At 65.8% G+C, this 17775-nt stretch carries 13 protein-coding genes; 10 read left to right on the forward strand and 3 right to left on the reverse strand.

Annotated elements, in window-relative coordinates; all coding sequences use genetic code 11:
* Positions 1 to 40: 40 nt before the first annotated feature.
* The 8 genes from B6S44_RS21460 to B6S44_RS21495 all read left to right on the forward strand — a co-directional run bounded on the left by B6S44_RS21460 (position 41) and on the right by B6S44_RS21495 (position 10170).
* Positions 41 to 1381, forward strand: coding sequence for a polysaccharide biosynthesis/export family protein (locus tag B6S44_RS21460; protein WP_129158929.1), 1341 nt, complete (start codon positions 41 to 43; stop codon positions 1379 to 1381).
* 71 nt (positions 1382 to 1452) lie between these two features.
* A complete protein-coding gene (locus tag B6S44_RS21465; protein ID WP_129158930.1) occupies positions 1453 to 2076 on the forward strand; it encodes a LuxR C-terminal-related transcriptional regulator in 624 nt (207 codons plus the stop codon).
* Positions 2077 to 2371: 295 nt separating this feature from the next.
* Positions 2372 to 3064 carry a sugar transferase gene (locus B6S44_RS21470; RefSeq protein ID WP_248309695.1) on the forward strand — a complete coding sequence of 231 codons (693 nt, stop codon included), beginning with the start codon at positions 2372 to 2374 and terminating at the stop codon, positions 3062 to 3064.
* 74 nt (positions 3065 to 3138) lie between these two features.
* A complete protein-coding gene (locus tag B6S44_RS21475) occupies positions 3139 to 4296 on the forward strand; it encodes a glycosyltransferase (protein ID WP_129158931.1) in 1158 nt (385 codons plus the stop codon).
* Between the two features lie 37 nt (positions 4297 to 4333).
* Entirely contained in the window at positions 4334 to 5026 is a 693-nt protein-coding gene (locus B6S44_RS21480) for a class I SAM-dependent methyltransferase (RefSeq protein WP_129158932.1), read from the forward strand.
* Positions 5027 to 5093: 67 nt separating this feature from the next.
* A complete protein-coding gene (locus B6S44_RS21485) occupies positions 5094 to 6497 on the forward strand; it encodes a hypothetical protein (RefSeq protein WP_129158933.1) in 1404 nt (467 codons plus the stop codon).
* On the forward strand, positions 6494 to 8497 hold the full coding sequence (locus B6S44_RS21490) for a glycosyltransferase (protein WP_129158934.1): 2004 nt from the start codon (positions 6494 to 6496) through the stop codon (positions 8495 to 8497). Before B6S44_RS21485 ends, B6S44_RS21490 begins: the two co-directional genes overlap by 4 nt.
* A complete protein-coding gene (locus B6S44_RS21495) occupies positions 8494 to 10170 on the forward strand; it encodes a Wzz/FepE/Etk N-terminal domain-containing protein (RefSeq protein ID WP_129158935.1) in 1677 nt (558 codons plus the stop codon). Before B6S44_RS21490 ends, B6S44_RS21495 begins: the two co-directional genes overlap by 4 nt.
* Positions 10171 to 10254: 84 nt before the next feature.
* Here B6S44_RS21495 and B6S44_RS21500 read toward each other — a convergent pair whose 3' ends face one another.
* The 3 genes from B6S44_RS21500 to B6S44_RS21510 form a co-directional block, all read right to left on the reverse strand.
* Positions 10255 to 11397, reverse strand: a complete 1143-nt coding sequence (locus tag B6S44_RS21500; protein ID WP_164985914.1) for an acyltransferase family protein — start codon at positions 11395 to 11397, stop codon at positions 10255 to 10257.
* Positions 11381 to 12874, reverse strand: a complete 1494-nt coding sequence (locus B6S44_RS21505) for a lipopolysaccharide biosynthesis protein (RefSeq protein WP_129158937.1) — start codon at positions 12872 to 12874, stop codon at positions 11381 to 11383. The genes B6S44_RS21500 and B6S44_RS21505 overlap by 17 nt, the downstream gene beginning before the upstream one ends.
* A 94-nt stretch (positions 12875 to 12968) precedes the next feature.
* Positions 12969 to 14945, reverse strand: coding sequence for an HAD family hydrolase (locus B6S44_RS21510; RefSeq protein ID WP_129158938.1), 1977 nt, complete (start codon positions 14943 to 14945; stop codon positions 12969 to 12971).
* Positions 14946 to 15210: 265 nt separating this feature from the next.
* Here B6S44_RS21510 and B6S44_RS21515 point away from each other — a divergent pair, with 265 nt between their 5' ends.
* Together B6S44_RS21515 and B6S44_RS21520 are read left to right on the forward strand one after the other, a co-directional pair.
* Positions 15211 to 16560, forward strand: a complete 1350-nt coding sequence (locus B6S44_RS21515; RefSeq protein ID WP_129158939.1) for an FAD-dependent oxidoreductase — start codon at positions 15211 to 15213, stop codon at positions 16558 to 16560.
* 76 nt (positions 16561 to 16636) lie between these two features.
* The gene (locus B6S44_RS21520) at positions 16637 to 17731 is read left to right on the forward strand and encodes a glycosyltransferase family 4 protein (protein ID WP_129158940.1); all 1095 of its coding nucleotides are present in this window, start codon (positions 16637 to 16639) and stop codon (positions 17729 to 17731) included.
* The last annotated feature ends 44 nt before the right edge of the window (positions 17732 to 17775 follow it).

Consider the following 17775-nt stretch of genomic DNA (forward strand, 5'->3'; position numbering starts at 1 on the left):
TGCTTGGGAGCTGTCGGAGTAGTCTGCAGCGGAGTGTTTCGTGAGGCATCTCACCCTCCCCCCCGGTCTTTTGCTGAAGTGCGCCCGAGCCTTTGGCCGAGCGCTCGCGCTGCTGGTCGCGGCGTTGCCCCTGATTCTCGCCGCCGGTGGCGGCCTGCAGGTCAGCGCGAGCGAGTCCGAATACCGTGTCGCCGCGCAGGATCGGCTGAAGATCAAGGTGTCGGAATGGCGGCCGAACTCACGCGAGCTTTTCGAATGGTCGGCGCTCAGCGGCGAGTTCGCCGTCAGTTCGACCGGCATGCTCTCGCTGCCTGTCGTGGGTACTTTCTCGGTTGACGGAAAGGCGCCGGCCGAGATCGCAGCGCTGATATCAGAACGGCTGAAGGGCACCGCCGGGCTTGTGAATGCGCCGGCGGCAGCCGTCGAGATCGCGCAGTACCGGCCGATCTACGTCGTGGGGACCGTCGAGAAGCCCGGTGAATACGCCTTCCGGCCGACGATGACTGCGCTGCAGGCGGTTGCCATCGCCGGCGGGTTTCAGCGCATCGAGCTCGCGCTTGGCCGCTTCGAGCGCGAGACGATCGTCGCCGAAGGCGAAATCAATGTGCAGCAGACACAATTGCTCGCCCTGCAAGTGCGTCGCGACAGGCTTTTGGCGGAGGCCCGCAAGGCCGAAGCGATCACCTTCTCGGATGACATGCGCCGGAGTTTGAACGACGGCGCCGCTCAGGCGACGCGCGAGGAAAGTGCGTTGTTCGCCTCGCGTCGCAAGGCCGCCCGGTCACAGGGCGATCTCCTGCAGCAATCGCGTTCCCTGCTTGAAGAGGAGTTGCGCACGCTCGGCGCCAAGGCCGTGACGCAGCAGCGTCAGCAGGATCTTGTTCGGCGCGAACTCAACAATATCAACAGCCTGATCAGCAAGGGGCTGGCAGTGAGTCCGCGCCAGCTCGCCGTCGAACAGAATCTCGCGCAATCCGAGAGTCAGGCACTTGACCTGATGCTTGCGACGGCCCGGGCAAAACAGGAGATCAGCCGGATCGACCGGACGCTGTCCGATCTCGAGAACCAACGGGAGATCGATATCGGGCGCGAACTGCGCGAGACGCAACTGTTGCTCAAGCAGACGGATGACAGGATCATCGCGCTGCGCGCGCTCATCCACGAATCGACCGCGCTCGCGCCGAGGTTGCAGAGCCAGCAGGAAAAGCAGCTCGCGCGCATGCGCTTCAGCGTCCAGCGACGCCAGGGTGGCACGGTCAGCGAAATCGCGATCGAGGAGACGTCGCCGATCCTGCCCGGAGATATCGTGAGGGTGGAGCGAGCCTCGCTGCAATCGATCATCTCGTCGCTGCCGCCGACCACTATGGGTGCGCAGAACTAGCACATCTCGGACATCTACGGCCGATCTGCGATCGGCTGAGCCCAGGCTCCCGTCCATATGGAGGTTGCCCTATGCTGTCATTCGAGCAGCCCGCTCGTATTTTTCTCGCGGACGAACATCCGATCTTCTTGGCGGGGCTGCGATTTTGCCTGGCTGAGCAACCTCATATCGACGTGATTGGGGAGGCTCATTCGTCTGCCCGTCTCGCACAAGTCATCGAGACGGCCGCTCCCGATGTCGCGGTCGTGAGCGAGAGTTTCAACGGCGTCTCAGTAGCCGAGGGCCTTTTGAATGATCTTCCATCGCAACGGGTGGTCGTCGTGGCGGAAGAACTCGATATTACCCGGGCCCATCAGTTGCTGGCCTTGGGTGCACGCGGCTATGTCCTGAAACAGTCGCCCGGCTCCGTGCTGTGTAAGGCGATCGTAACAGTTCTGCGCGGCGGCCATTTTCTTGATGCCGCGGATGCCGTGCAGACTCCAGCGGCGGGGCGGCGCGGATCGGCCCTGACCGATAGGGAGCAAGAAATTCTGCGCTTGATCGCCTTGGGCTTCAGTATTCGCGAGGCGGCCGAGCGCATCGGCATTACCACCAAATCGGCGGAAACCTACAAGGCGCGCGCCAGTAATAAGCTGAGCCTCGATAGTCGCCAACAGATCGTGCAGTACGCCATCACCCAAGGGTGGTTTCAATAGTGCGATTAAATAATTTAGCTTTCCCCTGATCGATCAAGACATTCTCGTCGAAACTCCATCTGCGTCATCGCGACGCAGCCACGGGCCTGTTCGCCTTGATGGCTCGCTCGCCGAGATGCCATGGAAAGGGGCGGAATCCCACAGAATTTGTCAGGGAAATTACCGACAACGCCCAACTAGGAGCCAGTTCCAAAGTGTTCTGAACAAATATGCTGCAACGCACAAAAGCCTATTGTCATGTATTCGAGTCGCGTTAATAATCTATTAAGATGCGGTTTAGGCGCAGGGTGCTGCAATGAGCCGATTTCCGGACTCTCAGAATTTACCGGCGGCCTTCTCTCTACCCATGCGTGCATGGCAGGGTGAGTACAAATCGACTCGGCTTGCAGTAAAGCGAGCGTTCGACTTTACGGCAGGTGTAGCCCTGCTCTTCCTGCTGGCCCCTCTCATGCTACTGGTCGCCGGCTTGATCAGGGCAGGCGACGGCGGTCCCGCGTTTTTCCGGCAGGCGAGGATTGGCCGCAGCGGCAAGAGTTTCCGCTGCTGGAAGTTTCGCACCATGGCCAGCAACGCCGACGAAGCTCTTCAGCGTCTGCTCGCTTCCGATCCGGCCGCAGCGCAGGAGTGGGCTGAAAGCCAGAAGCTGACCCGCGATCCGCGGATCACGCCCATCGGTGCGTTCCTGCGGCGCTCGAGCCTGGACGAGCTGCCCCAGCTCTTCAACATCGTCGCCGGCGATATGAGCTTCGTCGGGCCGCGCCCGATCGTGGCGGCCGAGCGCGAGCGCTATGGCGAGGCCTTCACCCATTGCTTTTCGGTCCCGCCGGGGCTCACCGGCCTCTGGCAGATCAGCGGCCGCAGCGACTGCTCCTATGCCACCCGCATCTCGCTCGACAGCCAATACGCCTCGGAATGGCATCTTCTGCTCGACGCCAAAATCCTCGCGAAAACGGTGCCTGCGGTCCTGATGCAGAAGGGCAGCCGGTAGAGCCTGTCCAAGACCACGAGCCTGTCGGGCATTTCATGCCCGAACCACATGAATTCCATGGAGGTCTTCGGGCCATGAAAGTCGCGATCGTTCATTATTGGCTTGTCGGGATGCGCGGCGGCGAGAAGGTGATCGAGGCGCTGTGCCGGATGTATCCGGACGCCGACGTCTTCACTCATGTCTACGTGCCCGACGCAGTCTCGGACGAGATCCGGCGCCACAAGGTGACGACGAGCTTCATCGGTCGGCTGCCGCGCGCGGCGAAGTTCTACCAGCGCTATTTGCCGCTGATGCCGCTGGCGCTCGAACAGCTCGACCTGCGCGGCTACGACCTGATCATCTCGAGCGAGTCCGGACCGGCCAAGGGCATTGTGCCGCCGCCTGGCGCCATGCACATCTGCTACTGCCATTCGCCGATGCGTTACATCTGGAACATGTTCCACGAATACAGGGAGCGTTCCGGGCCGATCACACGTTTGGCCATGCCGGCGCTGGCGCATTACATCCGCAACTGGGACAGCGTCTCGGCCAATCGCGTCGATCACTTCGTCGCCAACTCCGAGACGGTCGCCGCCCGGCTGCACCGCTACTATCGCCGTGCCTCGACCGTGATCCATCCTCCGGTCGACGTCGATGCGTTCGAGGTGCTGCCGAACGGCTTCGTCGAGGATTATTGCCTGATGGTCGGCGAGCTTGTCGGCTACAAGCGGCCTGAGCTCGCCGTCGAAGCCTTCAATCGCACCGGCCGGCACTTGGTGGTGATCGGTGGCGGCGAGATGCTGGCCGAACTGCGCCGCATCGCGAAGCCGAACGTGACCGTGCTCGGGCCGCAGCCTTTCAGCGTGCTGCGCTACCATTATTCGCGCTGCCGGGCCCTGGTCTTCCCCGGCGAGGAGGACTTCGGAATCGTGCCGGTCGAAGCCATGGCGAGCGGGCGGCCGGTGATCGCCTTCCGCCGCGGTGGTGCAACCGAGACGGTGATCGACGGCATGAGCGGCGTCTTTTTCGATGAGCAGAGCGTCGATGCGCTCATCGCCGCCGAGGAGCGAGCGCGGGCGATCACCTGGCAGCCGCGCGAGATTGCGGCCTATGCCCGCAACTTCTCGACGGCTGTCTTCGAGAAGCAGATGCGGCTCCACATCAACCAGCTGCTCAAGCCGCTGGCCGGGACGATCTCGATGGCCATGCCGGTGGCGCAGCCACGCCCGGCCCTGGTCCACAGCGTGGTGTGATCGACGTTGCCCCTTTACGAGATCCGGGAAGAATCTGATGCAGACGATCTACCAGAGTGAAGTCTACGCCGATCTGAATCCCAACTGGCACGAAGAGGATTCGCCGTGGAAGGCGCGGCAGATCGAGGCGATCCTGCGCAAGAACGCGATCAGCTTCGACAAGGCCTGCGAGGTCGGCTGCGGCACCGGCGAGATTCTGTTCAACCTGGCGAAAGCCTTCCCGGCGGCGCGCTTCCACGGCTACGAGATTTCGCCGCACGCCTATCAGCGCGCCAAGTACAAGGAGACCGACAAGGTCACCTTCTCTCTCGGAGATTTCACGGCAGAGGGCGCGTCGGATTACGACCTGCTCGTGATCGCCGACGTGATCGAGCATGTCGAGGACTACATCGCCTTCATCAAGGCGCTGCGCGGCAAAGGCCGCTACAAGGTCTTCCACATCCCGCTCGATCTCTCCGTCCAGTCGCTGCTGCGCGCCTGGCCGATCACCAAGCTGCGCGAGAACGTCGGTCACCTGCACTACTTCTTCAAGGAGACCGCGCTCGCGACCCTGGCGGATTGCGGCTACAGGGTCATCGACCACGCCTATACGGCGAGCCGGCTGGAGCTGCCGAACCAGACGCTGAGCAGCCGATTGATGCGCTTGCCGCGCCGGTTCTGCTTCTCGCTCAACCCCGATCTGACGGTGCGCGTGCTCGGCGGCTATTCGCTGCTGGTACTGGCCGAATGACCATGGCGGGCGGGCACGACCGGAGCAGGAGTGGGCGGTCGCTATTGCAGAGACAGGCGCGAGCGCCATGAGCATCGAGCCCATCGGAGTGCTGACCCTTTTCATCGGACTGATCTGCCTGATGCGAGGCACGGGCGCGCTCGTCCACGGGCTGGCGATCATGGCAGTCCTCGGGGCGGCCGCAGCCATGCTCATCGGCGCCGCCAACATCCAGCCCGGGCATGTGATGCTGGTGTTCCTTGCCTTCGGCGCCCTCAGCCACCGCCGCGAGGCCGCTGCCGCCATCCGTGCGCTGCATCCGAACGAACCCGGCTTCTGGTTCACCTGTCTCGTCGCCTATGGCGTCGCCAGCGCCTTCCTGATGCCGCGTGTGTTCGCCGGCGTGACCGAGATCGTTCCGCTGGGCACGACAGCCTTCGACGACACGGGCTCGACCGTGCCGCTGGCGCCGGTCTCCAGCAATGTCACGCAGAGCCTCTATCTCTCCACCACCCTGCTTTGCCTGGTCACGCTGACCGCCGTCGCCGCGACTCGCGAGGGCTTCGCGGCCGTCTTCAACGCGCTTCTCGCCTGCTGCGTCGCCAACACCGCCTTCGCCATGCTCGACGTCGCGACCTACGCCACAGGAACGCAAGACCTCCTCGGCTTCATCCGCAATGCCCGCTACACGCTGCACACCGACTCCGAGATCGCCGGCATGAAGCGGATCGTCGGCTCGTATACCGAGGCGTCGGTCTTCGCGCGCTCGACGCTGGGCGTCCTCGGCTTCACCGGAACCCTGTGGCTCTGCGGCGTGCGCCCGCGGCTCACCGGCACGATCGCCGCACTGTCATTCGTCCTGATCGTCCTGTCGACCTCCTCGACCGGACTTGCCGGCGCGCCGGTGATGCTGCTCCTGCTCTATGGCTTCGCCTTCGTCCGGCTCGTCCAGGGCCATGCCAGGCGCCAAGCGGCGATGTTCGCGCTCGGTGCGCCGGTCATCGGGCTGGCGGTCGTGCTGCTGCTCCTGCTCGATCCGGACGCAACGGCGAAAGTCTACAGCTATGTCGATCTCGTCGTGCTCAACAAGGCGAGTTCCGATTCAGGCGTTGAGCGCAGCTCCTGGAATGTCGTCTCGTTCAAGAACTTTCTCGACAGCTGGGGGCTCGGCGTCGGGCTCGGTACCGCCCGCGCCTCGAGCTTTGCCGTCGCGCTGCTCGCGAGCGTCGGGATTCCGGGTGCGCTCTTCTACGCGGTCTTCGTCGTCGAATGCTTCCTGCGTCCGCGTGGCCAGCCGGCGAGCCTGGAGGCCGACATCGCGGTTGCCGCGCGCAATGGCTACGCCGGCCTGCTCATCGGCGACCTCCTCGTCGGCCCGATCATCGATCAGGGCTTCTTCTTCTGCATGCTGGCCGCGGTGGCTGCGGCGATCAGACCACGAGCCTCTGACGTCCCCAGGCCTGTCCCCTTGGTCGCCGGAGCAAGGCTATGACAGAGAGCTTCGCGGTGAACGGCCGCTTCCTGTCGCAGGACATGACCGGCGTCCAGCGCTATGCGCGCAACGTCGTCGCGGCGCTCGATGCGAACCTCTCGGCGGCCGGCCAGAGAGCCACCTTGATCGCGCCACGGGGCGCCGACGCCATGGCGCTGCCGGCGATCGACACGATCCGCAGCGGGCGGTTGAGCGGGCATGGCTGGGAGCAGATCGAGCTGCCGCGGCTCTGGCCTGGGCGGCTCCTCAATCTCTGCAACACGGCACCGGTGATGAAGGGCGACCAGATCGTCTGCATCCACGACGCCAACGTCTTCACCGCGCCGGAGAGCTATGGCCGCGGCTTTCGCACCGCCTACCGAACGTTGCAGCCGCTGCTGGCGCGCCGCAGCGCCCGGATCGCCACCGTCTCGCAGGCCTCGGCCCGGCAATTGGCACGGCATCTGCCGCTTCGCGCCGCCGATATCGCCGTGCTCCCGAACGGCCATGAGCATGCGTTCGCCTGGGACCCGGCCAAGGCGGAGCGGGCTCCGGGGCTGCTGGCGGCGCGAGCCGATGCAGAGCGGCCCTTCATCCTCGCTTTGGGCTCGCAGGCGCGCCACAAGAACCTCGCCCTTCTGGTCGAGATCGCGCCGCATTTGGCAGATCTCGGCCTCGACGTCGTCATCGCCGGGGGCGGCAGCGGCATCTTCGCGGTGGAGCAGCTTGCGCACGCAAGCAATGTCAGGCTGCTGGGGCGGGTCAGCGACGACGATCTCGCCTTCCTGCTCGAACGCGCGCTCTGTCTCGCGTTTCCGTCCTGGACCGAAGGGTTCGGCCTGCCGATCCTCGAGGCGATGGCGCGGGGCTGCCCGGTCGTCTCGTCCGATCGCGCCAGCATGCCGGAGGTCTGCGGCGGTGCCGCGTTGCTCGCCTCGCCTGCGGACCCGGCAGCGTGGATAGAACACATCAGAGCGTTGGCGGGATCGGCCATGCTGCGGCAGGAATTGAGTGGGCGTGGCCGCGGGCGCCTGCCACTGTTCTCCTGGCGCAGCACCGCCGAGGGCTATCTGGACCTCGCGCAGTCGCCGAAAGCACAGCGCGCCGCGCCGGCGGCGCCCGTAATCCCAGCCCCGCGCATCGCGGCTGTCGTCGCCACCCGTGGCCGGCCGGAGGTGGTGACGCAGACGGTTCTGCACCTCCTGAAGTACCAGAGCCTGAAGCCCGACAGCGTCATCGTCTCCTGCATCGATCCGGCCGATGCCGGCGGCCTGCAGGGTCGCAACGATGTCGTGGTGCTGACCGGACCTGCCGGGCTTGCAGCCCAGCGCAACACGGCGCTCGCGCATCTGCCGCCCGGGACCGAGATCGTCGCCTTCTTCGACGACGACTTCGTCGCCCATGAGGATTGGCTGGCCACGGCTGCCCGGACCTTCCGCGATGAGGCGAGCATCGTCGCCTTCACCGGCCGGGTCCTGGCCGACGGGGTGGGTGGTCCCGGCATCGAGCTTGCAGAGGCGATGAGGCTGGTCGCGGCGCCCCCGGCGAGCGACTGGTCCTGGATCGAGCCCTACAGCCCCTACGGGTGCAACATGGCCTTTCGCCTCACCAGCATCGGTGACCTTCGCTTCGACGAGCGACTGGTACTCTATGGCTGGCTCGAGGACCGTGATTTCGCCGCGGCGCTGGCACAGCGCGGCGGGCGCCTGGTCAAGTCCGCCGACGCGATCGGCGTCCATATGGGCGTCAAGGGCGGTCGCATGGCCGGCGAGCGCTTCGGCTACTCGCAGATCGTCAATCCGCTCTACATGCTGCGCAAGGGCACGATGACGCTCGGCCAGGTCGCCGACCATCTCTTCCGGAACATGTCGAGCAATCTCGGACGCTCGCTGCGCCCCGAGCCGTTCATCGATCGTCGCGGCCGCCTCAGGGGCAACCTGCTCGGGATTGCCGACATCCTGCGCGGCCGCATGCAGCCCGAGCGCGCCGCTGCCTTGCAGCCGAGGGGGAAATTCAGATGATGCTGGGAAAGCCGGGCGCGTCCGGCGCGCCATTCCGGATCCTGCCCCTGCCGGATACTCACCCGCCACAGATCAGTGACGGCCCGGTCGCCCTGCTTCGCACGATCGGGGCCGCTGGCCTGCGCCATAAGGGCAGGCTGGCGATCTGGGTCGCGCTCTGTCTTGCGGCGGCGGCCGCCTATGTTCGGACGACGCCGCCGACCTACACGGCGGCTGCGACCGTGCTGCTTGAGCCGCGGCGGCAGGTTCCGAGTGCGGCGCGCGAGATCGCCGCACCGAGCTCGCTCGACCTGAACGCTGCCGACAGCGAATTGCAGGTGATCCGCTCAGAGCGCCTGCTGAGCACGGTCTTCGACGCGCTGGCGTTGAGGGACCATCCGGAGCTGGGTCCGCAGCCCCCGGGTCCGCTGCAGATGCTGACCAGCCGCGTCCGCGCCGCGCTCCGCAATGTCTGGGCCGTATCGACCGGCGCGGCAGCTCAGCCGGGCGCCGAAGCCTCGCTTCGCGTCGATCCGCGGCGCAACGCCTTCGAAAACTTCGCGCGGCGCTTCTCGGCGCGGCGCGTCGGCCAGTCCTATGTGCTCGAGATCGCTTACTCCTCGGCCGATCCGGAATTGCCGGCGCGCGTCGCCAATGCCGCCGCCTCCGCCTATCTGCTGCAATCGGTCGCCTTCAAGGCCGATGCCGCGCGCAGCGGAGCCGAATTCCTGCAAGGCAGGCTGGATGCGCTCGCCACCCAGGTTCAGGCGGCCAACGCGGCCGTCCGCAGCGGCGCGCTGCCGGCGCAGCCGATCCCGGATGCCGATGCGCGGATCATCGGCGCAGCTCAGGCGCCACTCGGCCCGTCCGCTCCGCGCGGCAGTCTGATCATGGCGTTCGCCGGCGTTTTCGGGCTGCTCGGCGGCGTGTTCGTCGCGGCGCTCGTCTCGGTCTTCGATCGCCGCGTCCGCCGTCCCGGGGATCTCGTGCGCGAAACCGGCCTATCCTGTCTCGCCGTCATCCCCGAGATCGCTGGCCGGCATCGGCAGGCGCGCGCCTCGGTCTCGGATAGTGCGATGCTGGTGACGCGCGAGCACGCCGGCTCCTTCGCCGCGGCCATTCGTGATCTTGGAGTAGCGATCGAGATCGCCTGGGCCGCAAGCCGTTCAGAGGGCAGTCCAGTCGTGGCGATCGGCTCCTGGCGGGCCGGCGCCGGCGCCTCGCTGCTGACGATGAACCTCGCGCAGTTGCTCAATCATCGTGGCCGCCAGGTGAGCGTCTTCAGTGCCGATGCGTCCCCGACGCGCGGCGAGGACGGTGGTCCCGTCGGACCATCGCTGACCGACGTGATCGCCTCCGGCAGCACGGTGCAGGCGGCCTTTGCCAATGTCGACGGGGTCCGTTTGCTTCCGATCCACTCGGCGATGCCGCAGCTCAATCGCTTCGTCGATTTCCGCGATCCGCGCGCAGGGCTGATCATCACGCAGGCAAGGCAGCGCGGCGAGGTGCTGATCGACTTGCCGCCGCTCGGCGAATCCTCCGATGCGGTTGCGCTCGCCACCCATGCCGACATCGTCGTCCTCGTCGCCGCCGAGGGCGCGACGACCTATGACGAATTGAATGATGCGCTCGGTGTCCTTCAGCGCGCCGGCATCACCGTCATCGGCGCCGTTATCAACCGCGGCAGGTCGTGATGCGGCTGCAGGTGGCCGCAGCACGTTACCGCCGTTCTTCGGCCCGGTGCGAAACCGGCCTCTAGCCGCGAGGCGACGCCCCTCTCAGCCGACGGTGCCACGGACCTCGCGGCGCCCGCTCCTGAATTCCCTCAACCGTCCGCGCAATTGACCGAGCAGGCCGAGAAACGGTCGCTCGAGCCAGCGCTCTGCGGCATGGGCAATGGCGAACATCAGAAGGAAGCTCCCTGCCAGCAGGCCGGCAAGCGCGAGGACATGTTGGCTTGTGCGCAGATAGGCTTCCGCCACGATCGTATAAATGAACGGAACATGGATCAGGTAGAGCGGGAACGAGATCGCGCCGAGATATCGCCCGATCCGGCCCGAGAGAGCCGCGACCAGCGAGCGCGAGCGAAGGCAGCCGTAGACGATGAGCATCGCGGCGATCGGATAGAGCAGCCCGCCCTTCCTCTCGGGCTTCAAGGCCTCCGGCAGCCAGTCCAGGCCGAGCAGGCGTGCCGCATCGCCGCTCTGCGAGCCGATCACGAGACCGAGCAGCATGGCGAAGATTGGCAGGGCCGACGGTAATCGTCCTGAAGCCCAGGCCTCGCGCAGGATGATGCCGAGCGGAAAGCAGACATAGTCGTAGCGTCGCAGCGCGATGAAGATCACGGCGCTGCCGAGCGCGATCGCGAGCCGGAACCGTGGCTTTGCAAAAGCGCAGGCCACAAAGCACAGGATCGAGCCCAGCAGTTCGGGCCGCATCGTCCACAGGACATTGTTGAAGAACGAGCCGCCGCTCAGGAAGATCCCAGCCATGCCGTTGTAGATTGCCGCGGCCGGACCGGGGAGCGATTCCTGATAAGTCCAACCGAGCCAGCGGCTGCCGGTGAACGCGGCGAGTTGCGTTGCGGAGGTCGGGAAAACGCTCAGCAGGAACCAGGCCGCGAGCGTGCTGGCCGTCGCCGGGATCGCGAGCCGCAGATAGCGGATGGTGACGTCGATCATGATCGGGTCGGATCTGCGCAGCGTCGCGTTGGTCACGACGAAGCCGCTCAGGACGAAGAACACCGAGACCGCGAAGGTGCCGTTCCAGGCAACGGCAAGGGGCGTATAGGCGAGCCAGTGCGCGCCAGGCTGCTGTTCCGGCACCAGCCACGGTGTCAGAGCCGACATCAGATGGAAGATCACGACCGCGACTGCCGCAACCCCGCGCAACCCGTCTAGATGGTCAAGCCTCTGGGTCACGGGCTTCTCCAGGCTTGTCGGCACCGATCCGTGAGCGCCACCAACGGTCGGAGAGCTCCAGGCGCCCGGCGCCGATCGCGAGCCACATGCCGCAGGCGAGCAGGGTCAGCCCGTAGAGCAGTGCGCCGAGGGCCGCGACCAGTGCGAGTTCGGCTGGGGCCGGCAGATGCCAGGGGGTGAGGATGCCGCGCAGGCCGAGCACGCCGGTCGTCATGACGGCCGCTGCAACAGCGATCTTCCAGAGATTGAGGAGCTGCTCGGCGATACCGATGGAGAGCAGGCTGCGGAGCCAGCGCAGATAGAAAACCGCCATGATCGCAGCCGCGACCAGCCGAGCGGCCGCCATGCCGACGGCGCCCCATTGCAGAAAGCCGATGACGACGGCAGGCGAGCGAATGGCGAGGTCGTAGAGATTGAGCCGGAAGATCACCTCAGGCCGGCCGAGCGCCAGGCTCAGCGAATACAGCGTCTGGAAATAGGGCGTCGCCATTACCGAGAGCGACAGCAGGCTCAGCAGCCAATCGGCGCCATGCCATTTCGGGCCGAGCAGGACCTCGACGATCAAATCCGATGTCAGAGCGATTCCCAGACTGCAAGGCACCGAAGCGAGCATGCTGAAGCGTGCCGCCTTGAGGAAGGCGAGCCGCAGGCGTTGATCTTCCGCCTTGATCCGGGCGAACGCGGCCATGATCGGTTGCAGCGCCGGCCCGATCAGACTCTGGGTCGGCATGACCGACAGGTCGGCCGCGACCGCATAGCGGCCGAGCGTCTCCTTGGCACCGCCGAGCCCGAGCAGGATGCGATCGAATTGCCAGTTCACCGCTGAGACGAGCTGGGCGCAGGTGAACCAACCGACGAAACTGGCAAAATCCGTCAATCGGGACAGCGACAAAGCCGGCCGATAGGGTGCGAGCAGATAGGAGATTGCGCAGCTGAACACGGGTGCGGCGACGAAATTGACGACCAGGGCCCAATAGCCGCCGCCGAGCAAAAGCGTTGCGATGGCAAGACAGAAGGCTGCGAGCTTGCCGCCGGTCTCAAGGAGGAAATTGCGCAGGAAACCGAGCTCGCGGATGAACATGACGAGGCCGGGGCTGGCGAGACCGCGTGCGATCGGTGCGAAGGCGAGCGCGAGAATGACCGGGACGAGCTGCGGATCACCGTTGAGCCACGCGAACGGCCAGGCGACGGCGAGCAGCACCGCGGAAATTGCGAGGCCGCGCAGGGCGCCGAGCGTGAAGCCGGTGTCGAGATGCGCCTTGTCGACATGAGGCAGGCGGACCAGCGCCTGCGTCACCGGAACCTCGAGCACCATGTCGACGATCGCGACGCAGGACATGGCGAGCGCCGTCAGGCCGAAATCCGCCGGCGTCAGCATCCGCGCCATGATCAAAAGCGTGAAGAAGTCGATGAACCGGCCGAGGAAGCGTGACGCGACCAGCCAGCCAGCGCCCTGGAAGGCCTTCATCGCCAGCATGGCGATCCGTCCTCGAAGCTGCGCGGCATGCGCTGGCGCAGGTCTCGGCCTGCGGCGACCGTTCTGAAAGTCGCCTGGATCACACGGCCTCCCATCAGCGGTGGAAGCCGATGGAGAGCCCGCGCACTGCATGAAAGGCCTCGACCGCCGTCAGCAGCGGCAGGCGCGAGCGCGGAAAGGCTCGCACGATCGCGCCTTCGCGCCAAAGCTGAGTGCGGATCGATGTCAGACGGGACAGTGCGCCGCCCGGCGGCGCGACGCCATCCCCGACAGTGCCGGCCCGGCCGAAATCAACGGAGCGCTCGCCGATAGCCAGCGCCGCGAGGTCGGCCTCGACCGGTCGGGTGACGGCCCGCCTGAGCCGCGGCCAGGCGCGGGCTGCATCGGCCATGATCGCCGTTCCGCCGCCGACGTCGTCGATATAGGCGAGGGCGCCGGACAGAAGAGGGTTGCCGGCAGCAGGATCGACGGCCCCGAAGGCAATGTCACCGGAGTTGCAGATGATCGCGCCGTCCGCGCCTTCGGCAAAGGATCGTACCGAAGGAATCGCCGGCTCGAACAGGCTCTCGATCAATTGCCAATAGCGCAGCACCGTCGAGCGGACGGCGAGGGGGCTGTAGCGGTTGCGCTCGACGGCAAGCCCGACGACGCGCGAGAAATGCTCCTCGCTGAGGCCCTTGTAGTTGCAGCGCGCGAGCTGGATGGTCTCGAAGCTCAAATCCGGCACGCCGGCTGCGAGCAGGCGCTGGGTACTGCCGTAAAGCCCCGTGTCGCACAGGATGATCCGCTTTGCGCCGCAGCTGGCTGCGGAAAGATGGCGTTGGAAGAGTGTGTTCTGCCTATCGATGTCGGCGGTGACGGCTGTACCGGCCGGCCTGTCGAGCATGGCGAAGAAGCGCTCTGGCGCGAAGGGTTCGTTCCATGACTCGAACAGCTCATAGCGACCGCCACCCAACGCGGTGGCGACGTCGGCAAAACTGCTGCCGCGGAATTCGCGCCCGAGTTCGTCGATCGCCGCCGGGCTGCGGGCCATTACGGCCGCTCTGGCTGCAACCAGGCGCGAAACCATCAGGTTCTCGCGCGGCATTGCGAGCGGCAGGTTCAGCCGCTCGGCGACCCGCTCGAACGCGGCCCGGATGCCCAGCCCCCCACGCGCGCAAAACAGCAGGGCTGCGTCGCCGCGCTTGCGGGCCTCGTCGGCGTAGAGCCAGATCGCCTGGCAGAATTCGGCCACGATCGGGCCGAGCACCTCACGCCCGAACGCATGGGGATCGCGAGCATATCCCGCTGGAGTGCCCGCATGGGCCCGTCGCCTTCGGATGATGCGGCCGAGCTCGCTCGCCCCGCCATGAAGGCGCGACAGATGGCGCTTCAGCTTCGGGCGCGGGAGGTGGAGCGTGCGCAGGCCAAGTGAGGACGGTACGGCGTGGTCGGCGAGCTGATCGTCGCCGACATGCAAGGTCCGGCCGGCATCGACCCCTTCTGCGGCAAGGACCGCATGGAAGAGCTCGCCGCGCCGCTTGGTCAGGCCGAGATCGGCGCTGGAATAAATCCGATGGAGGAGCTCTGGACCATGGAGATGGCTGACCAACGCGTCGAGGACCGAAGTCGGCAGCCCGATGTCGCTGATCGCGATGATGCGCCGGCCTTCTCCGTGACAGCGGCGCAGCAGTGCCGCGAGTTGCAGGTTCGGCCGTAGCGATGCCTTTTCAACATCGAGCTCGATCGCGAGCCGCGTCTCGCACAGCGCTTCCATTCGCGCCTTGGGCAAGCCGAGAATGGCGAGCTGGCGCGCGATGACGTCGCGCAGCATGACCTCGCCGTCCTGCTCCGCCATGTCGAGTGCGCGATAGGCCAGCCGCTGCGCCTCAAGACGGGCTTCGACCAGCCAGCTCTCCGACACCGGCAGGCCCTGTTCGGCCAGTCTGCGAGCGAACATGCGCTCGCCGCCGATGATACGAGCACGCTCCGAGCGAAGCGTGCGCAACAGCAGGGTGTCGAACAGGTCGGTCGAGACCAGCTGGATGCCCTCCAACAGCTCCGCCTCGTTCGGATGTGGCCAGCCCGGCATCATACGCTCCGTGCTCAGACGCAATGGTTGACACCGCCGTGACGAACCGACGGCTGCATGCGAAAACGCATGCCTTACGCAGATGAAGCAGGGACCGTGCCAGTTCAGGATGGTTGCTTCCGCACATCGCAAGCGCGATTGCTCATTCGAATCGCATTCGCCGCACGATTGAGCAGGAAAAGGCGCGGTGTGCCGGCGAGTTTTGCTTTCGGCTGATCTTGAGCGGGACTAGCCTCCTTTCACGTCCGATCAATGAGGCTCGGCAATGGAAGAGGTGATCCAGCAGATCGACGATGCCGACAGCACGGCCGCCGACCGCTGCGACGTCATCGTCCTGGGCGCGGGCGTCTCCGGCCTGGTCTCGGCCTCAGTGCTGGCCCAGCAGGGCTGCAATCGGATCGTTGTCGTCGACGAGTATCCGCATATCGGCGGCAACCACATCGACTGGTCGTCGGGCGACTACACCTTCGACGTCGGTAGCCTGATTTTCCAGGATGACTCGCCGCTGCTGCAGCATTTCCCGGAGCTGCTGCCGCTTTACGTGCCGATCCGGCCGCGTTGGGCAAGGCTGAATCCGCAACGGCTCATCACCGCATATCCGATCTCGGTAAAGGACGATATCCTGCGCGCCGGGCCGCTCGAGGTTGCTCGCATCCTGGCATCGGCGGCCTATGCCCGCCTTTTCAAGCGGCGGATGCGCAACGCCCGCGAGTTTGCCCGTCATTGGATTGGGGCCAGGCTGCTGCACCGCTCGGGTCTCGACGCCTACATGACCCGATTCTACGGCATTGCGTCCGATCAGATTGGCATCGAACTGGCGCGCAAGCGCATGCAATGGATCAGCGAGCACGCTTCGCTGCGCGCCATGCTCGGTCGCCTGCGCCGGACGAAGCCGTCGGCGCCGACCAATTGCCAGCTGGCGCGCCCGCGCGAAGGCTTCGCGGCGCTCTACGCCGCTGCGGCAGCGACGCTGTCCGCGCGTGGCGCCAGCTTCCTGATGGGGGCAAAGCTCGACCGGATCGAGAAACTCGACAATCGTTTCGTCCTCTTTCGCGAAGGCAAGGCGATCGTCGCCGATCGCGTCGTTTCGACCATCCCGATCCCGCAACTGCAGGCACTCTGCAACCTGCCGGTCTCGCAGGAGCTCGAGACGATCACGCTGCTGGCGCTCTATTTCAGCTTCGACGGCGCGCGCGGCTTCGATGAGGAAATCATCTACAATTTCTCCTATGACGGAGCCTGGAAGCGCCTGACGATGTATTCCGACTTCTACGGTCGCGCGCAGGGGCGCGAGTATTTCGGCGTCGAGGTGATCGCCAACCATATCGGCAAGTCGGTCGCCCAGGCCGAGGCGGATTTCCGCAGGCATGTCGCGGCTAACGGACTCTTCCGCGGCGATCTCAGGCTCGAAGGCAGCCAAATCCTCGACAACGCCTATCCGATCTATCGCAATGGCGCTGACGAGAGCGCCGCCGAGGCGGTCAAGGCCCTGAAGGCCTTCGGGATCGAATCCCTGGGCCGCCAGGGCGGTTTCAATTACCAGCCGACGGCGCGCGTCTCGACGATAGAGGCCGAAGCGGCGCTGCGGGGCGCTCCTTCGGTCCCGGCACGGTAAATGCAGGGCCTTCGCGCCCAGCGACGTGGAGGCGCGAGCGCAGGCGAGTTGGCGGTCCGAGCATCGTGATGGGCCCATGCGTATCCTCCATTTGCTGAATCACACGACGCAGTCGAACGGCCATGTCCATGCGGCGGTCGACCTTGCCTGCGAGCAGAGCCGGCTCGGCCATATCGTCGCTGTGGCCAGCGGCGGTGGCGATTTCGATGCGCTGCTCGCCCGCAATGGCGTCAAGATTTTCATGATCGACCATCGGCGCAAGGCGGCGACGCTGTTGCGGTCCGCCTGGGCGCTGCGGCGACTGGTCGGCACGTTCAGCGCCGACATCGTCCATGCCCATATGATGACGAGCGCCGTGCTTGCCTGGCCGATCTGCAAGCTCGCCGGTATCCCGCTGGTCGCGACGGTTCACAATGAATTCGAGAAGAGCGCGGTTCTCATGGGGCTCGGGACCCGTGTCATCGCGGTCAGCGCCGCGGTCGGCACATCGATGCGCCGGCGCGGCATTCCGGCCGCCAAGCTGCGCGTCATTCTCAACGGCACCATCGGTTCGGCCCGCCTGGCAAATCGCGCGACCACGCCGATCGCGCTCGCCTCACCGAGCTTCCTCTTCGTCGGCGGGCTACACCCGCGCAAGGGATTGGCCGATCTTTTCGCCGCCTTCGATCTGGTCCATCGTCGGCATCCGCAGGCGCGCCTGCACATCGTCGGCGATGGACCCTTCGCACAGATCTACCGCGACATGGTCGCCAATTTGTCCTGCCGCGAGGCCGTGCGCTTCGAAGGCAGCAAGGCTGATCCCTTTCCCTGGATGCGCGGCGCCGATGTTTTCGTGTTGCCGTCTCATGCCGATCCCGCGCCGCTCGTCCTGCCGGAAGCAAGGGAGGCGGGCTGCGCCATCGTAGCGACGCATGTCGATGGCATTCCCGAATTACTGGAGGGCGGGGAGGCGGGGGTGCTGGTGCCGGCCCGCGATCCCGATGCGCTTGCCGCCGCCCTGTCCGAGCTGATCGCAACCCCTGATGCGATCAGTCAGTGGCGCGAGCGAAGCCAGTACCGGATCGACCATCTGAGGATCGCCCGCGTCGCCCGCGAGACGCTCGACCTCTATGATGAGGCGATCCTGCAATTCGGCCGGAGGGCCGGCTCGGCGCTGCCCCGCACGAATTGAAGACGCTGGAGCTGCTTGCGGCAGTCCTGCCAGCCACACGGGAG

The sequence above is a fragment of the Allobosea sp. Tri-44 genome (assembly GCF_004123845.1).
GTDB lineage: Bacteria > Pseudomonadota > Alphaproteobacteria > Rhizobiales > Beijerinckiaceae > Allobosea.

What these genes read in the sequence shown, in the direction of transcription:
- B6S44_RS21465 (WP_129158930.1), top strand. Translation starts at nt 1,453, where the DNA reads ATGCTGTCATTCGAGCAGCCCGCTCGTATTTTTCTCGCGGACGAACAT.
- B6S44_RS21470 (WP_248309695.1), top strand. Translation starts at nt 2,372, where the DNA reads ATGAGCCGATTTCCGGACTCTCAGAATTTACCGGCGGCCTTCTCTCTA.
- B6S44_RS21475 (WP_129158931.1), top strand. Translation starts at nt 3,139, where the DNA reads ATGAAAGTCGCGATCGTTCATTATTGGCTTGTCGGGATGCGCGGCGGC.
- B6S44_RS21480 (WP_129158932.1), top strand. Translation starts at nt 4,334, where the DNA reads ATGCAGACGATCTACCAGAGTGAAGTCTACGCCGATCTGAATCCCAAC.
- B6S44_RS21485 (WP_129158933.1), top strand. Translation starts at nt 5,094, where the DNA reads ATGAGCATCGAGCCCATCGGAGTGCTGACCCTTTTCATCGGACTGATC.
- B6S44_RS21490 (WP_129158934.1), top strand. Translation starts at nt 6,494, where the DNA reads ATGACAGAGAGCTTCGCGGTGAACGGCCGCTTCCTGTCGCAGGACATG.
- B6S44_RS21495 (WP_129158935.1), top strand. Translation starts at nt 8,494, where the DNA reads ATGATGCTGGGAAAGCCGGGCGCGTCCGGCGCGCCATTCCGGATCCTG.
- B6S44_RS21505 (WP_129158937.1), bottom strand. Translation starts at nt 12,874, where the DNA reads ATGCTGGCGATGAAGGCCTTCCAGGGCGCTGGCTGGCTGGTCGCGTCA.
- B6S44_RS21510 (WP_129158938.1), bottom strand. Translation starts at nt 14,945, where the DNA reads ATGCCGGGCTGGCCACATCCGAACGAGGCGGAGCTGTTGGAGGGCATC.
- B6S44_RS21515 (WP_129158939.1), top strand. Translation starts at nt 15,211, where the DNA reads ATGGAAGAGGTGATCCAGCAGATCGACGATGCCGACAGCACGGCCGCC.
- B6S44_RS21520 (WP_129158940.1), top strand. Translation starts at nt 16,637, where the DNA reads ATGCGTATCCTCCATTTGCTGAATCACACGACGCAGTCGAACGGCCAT.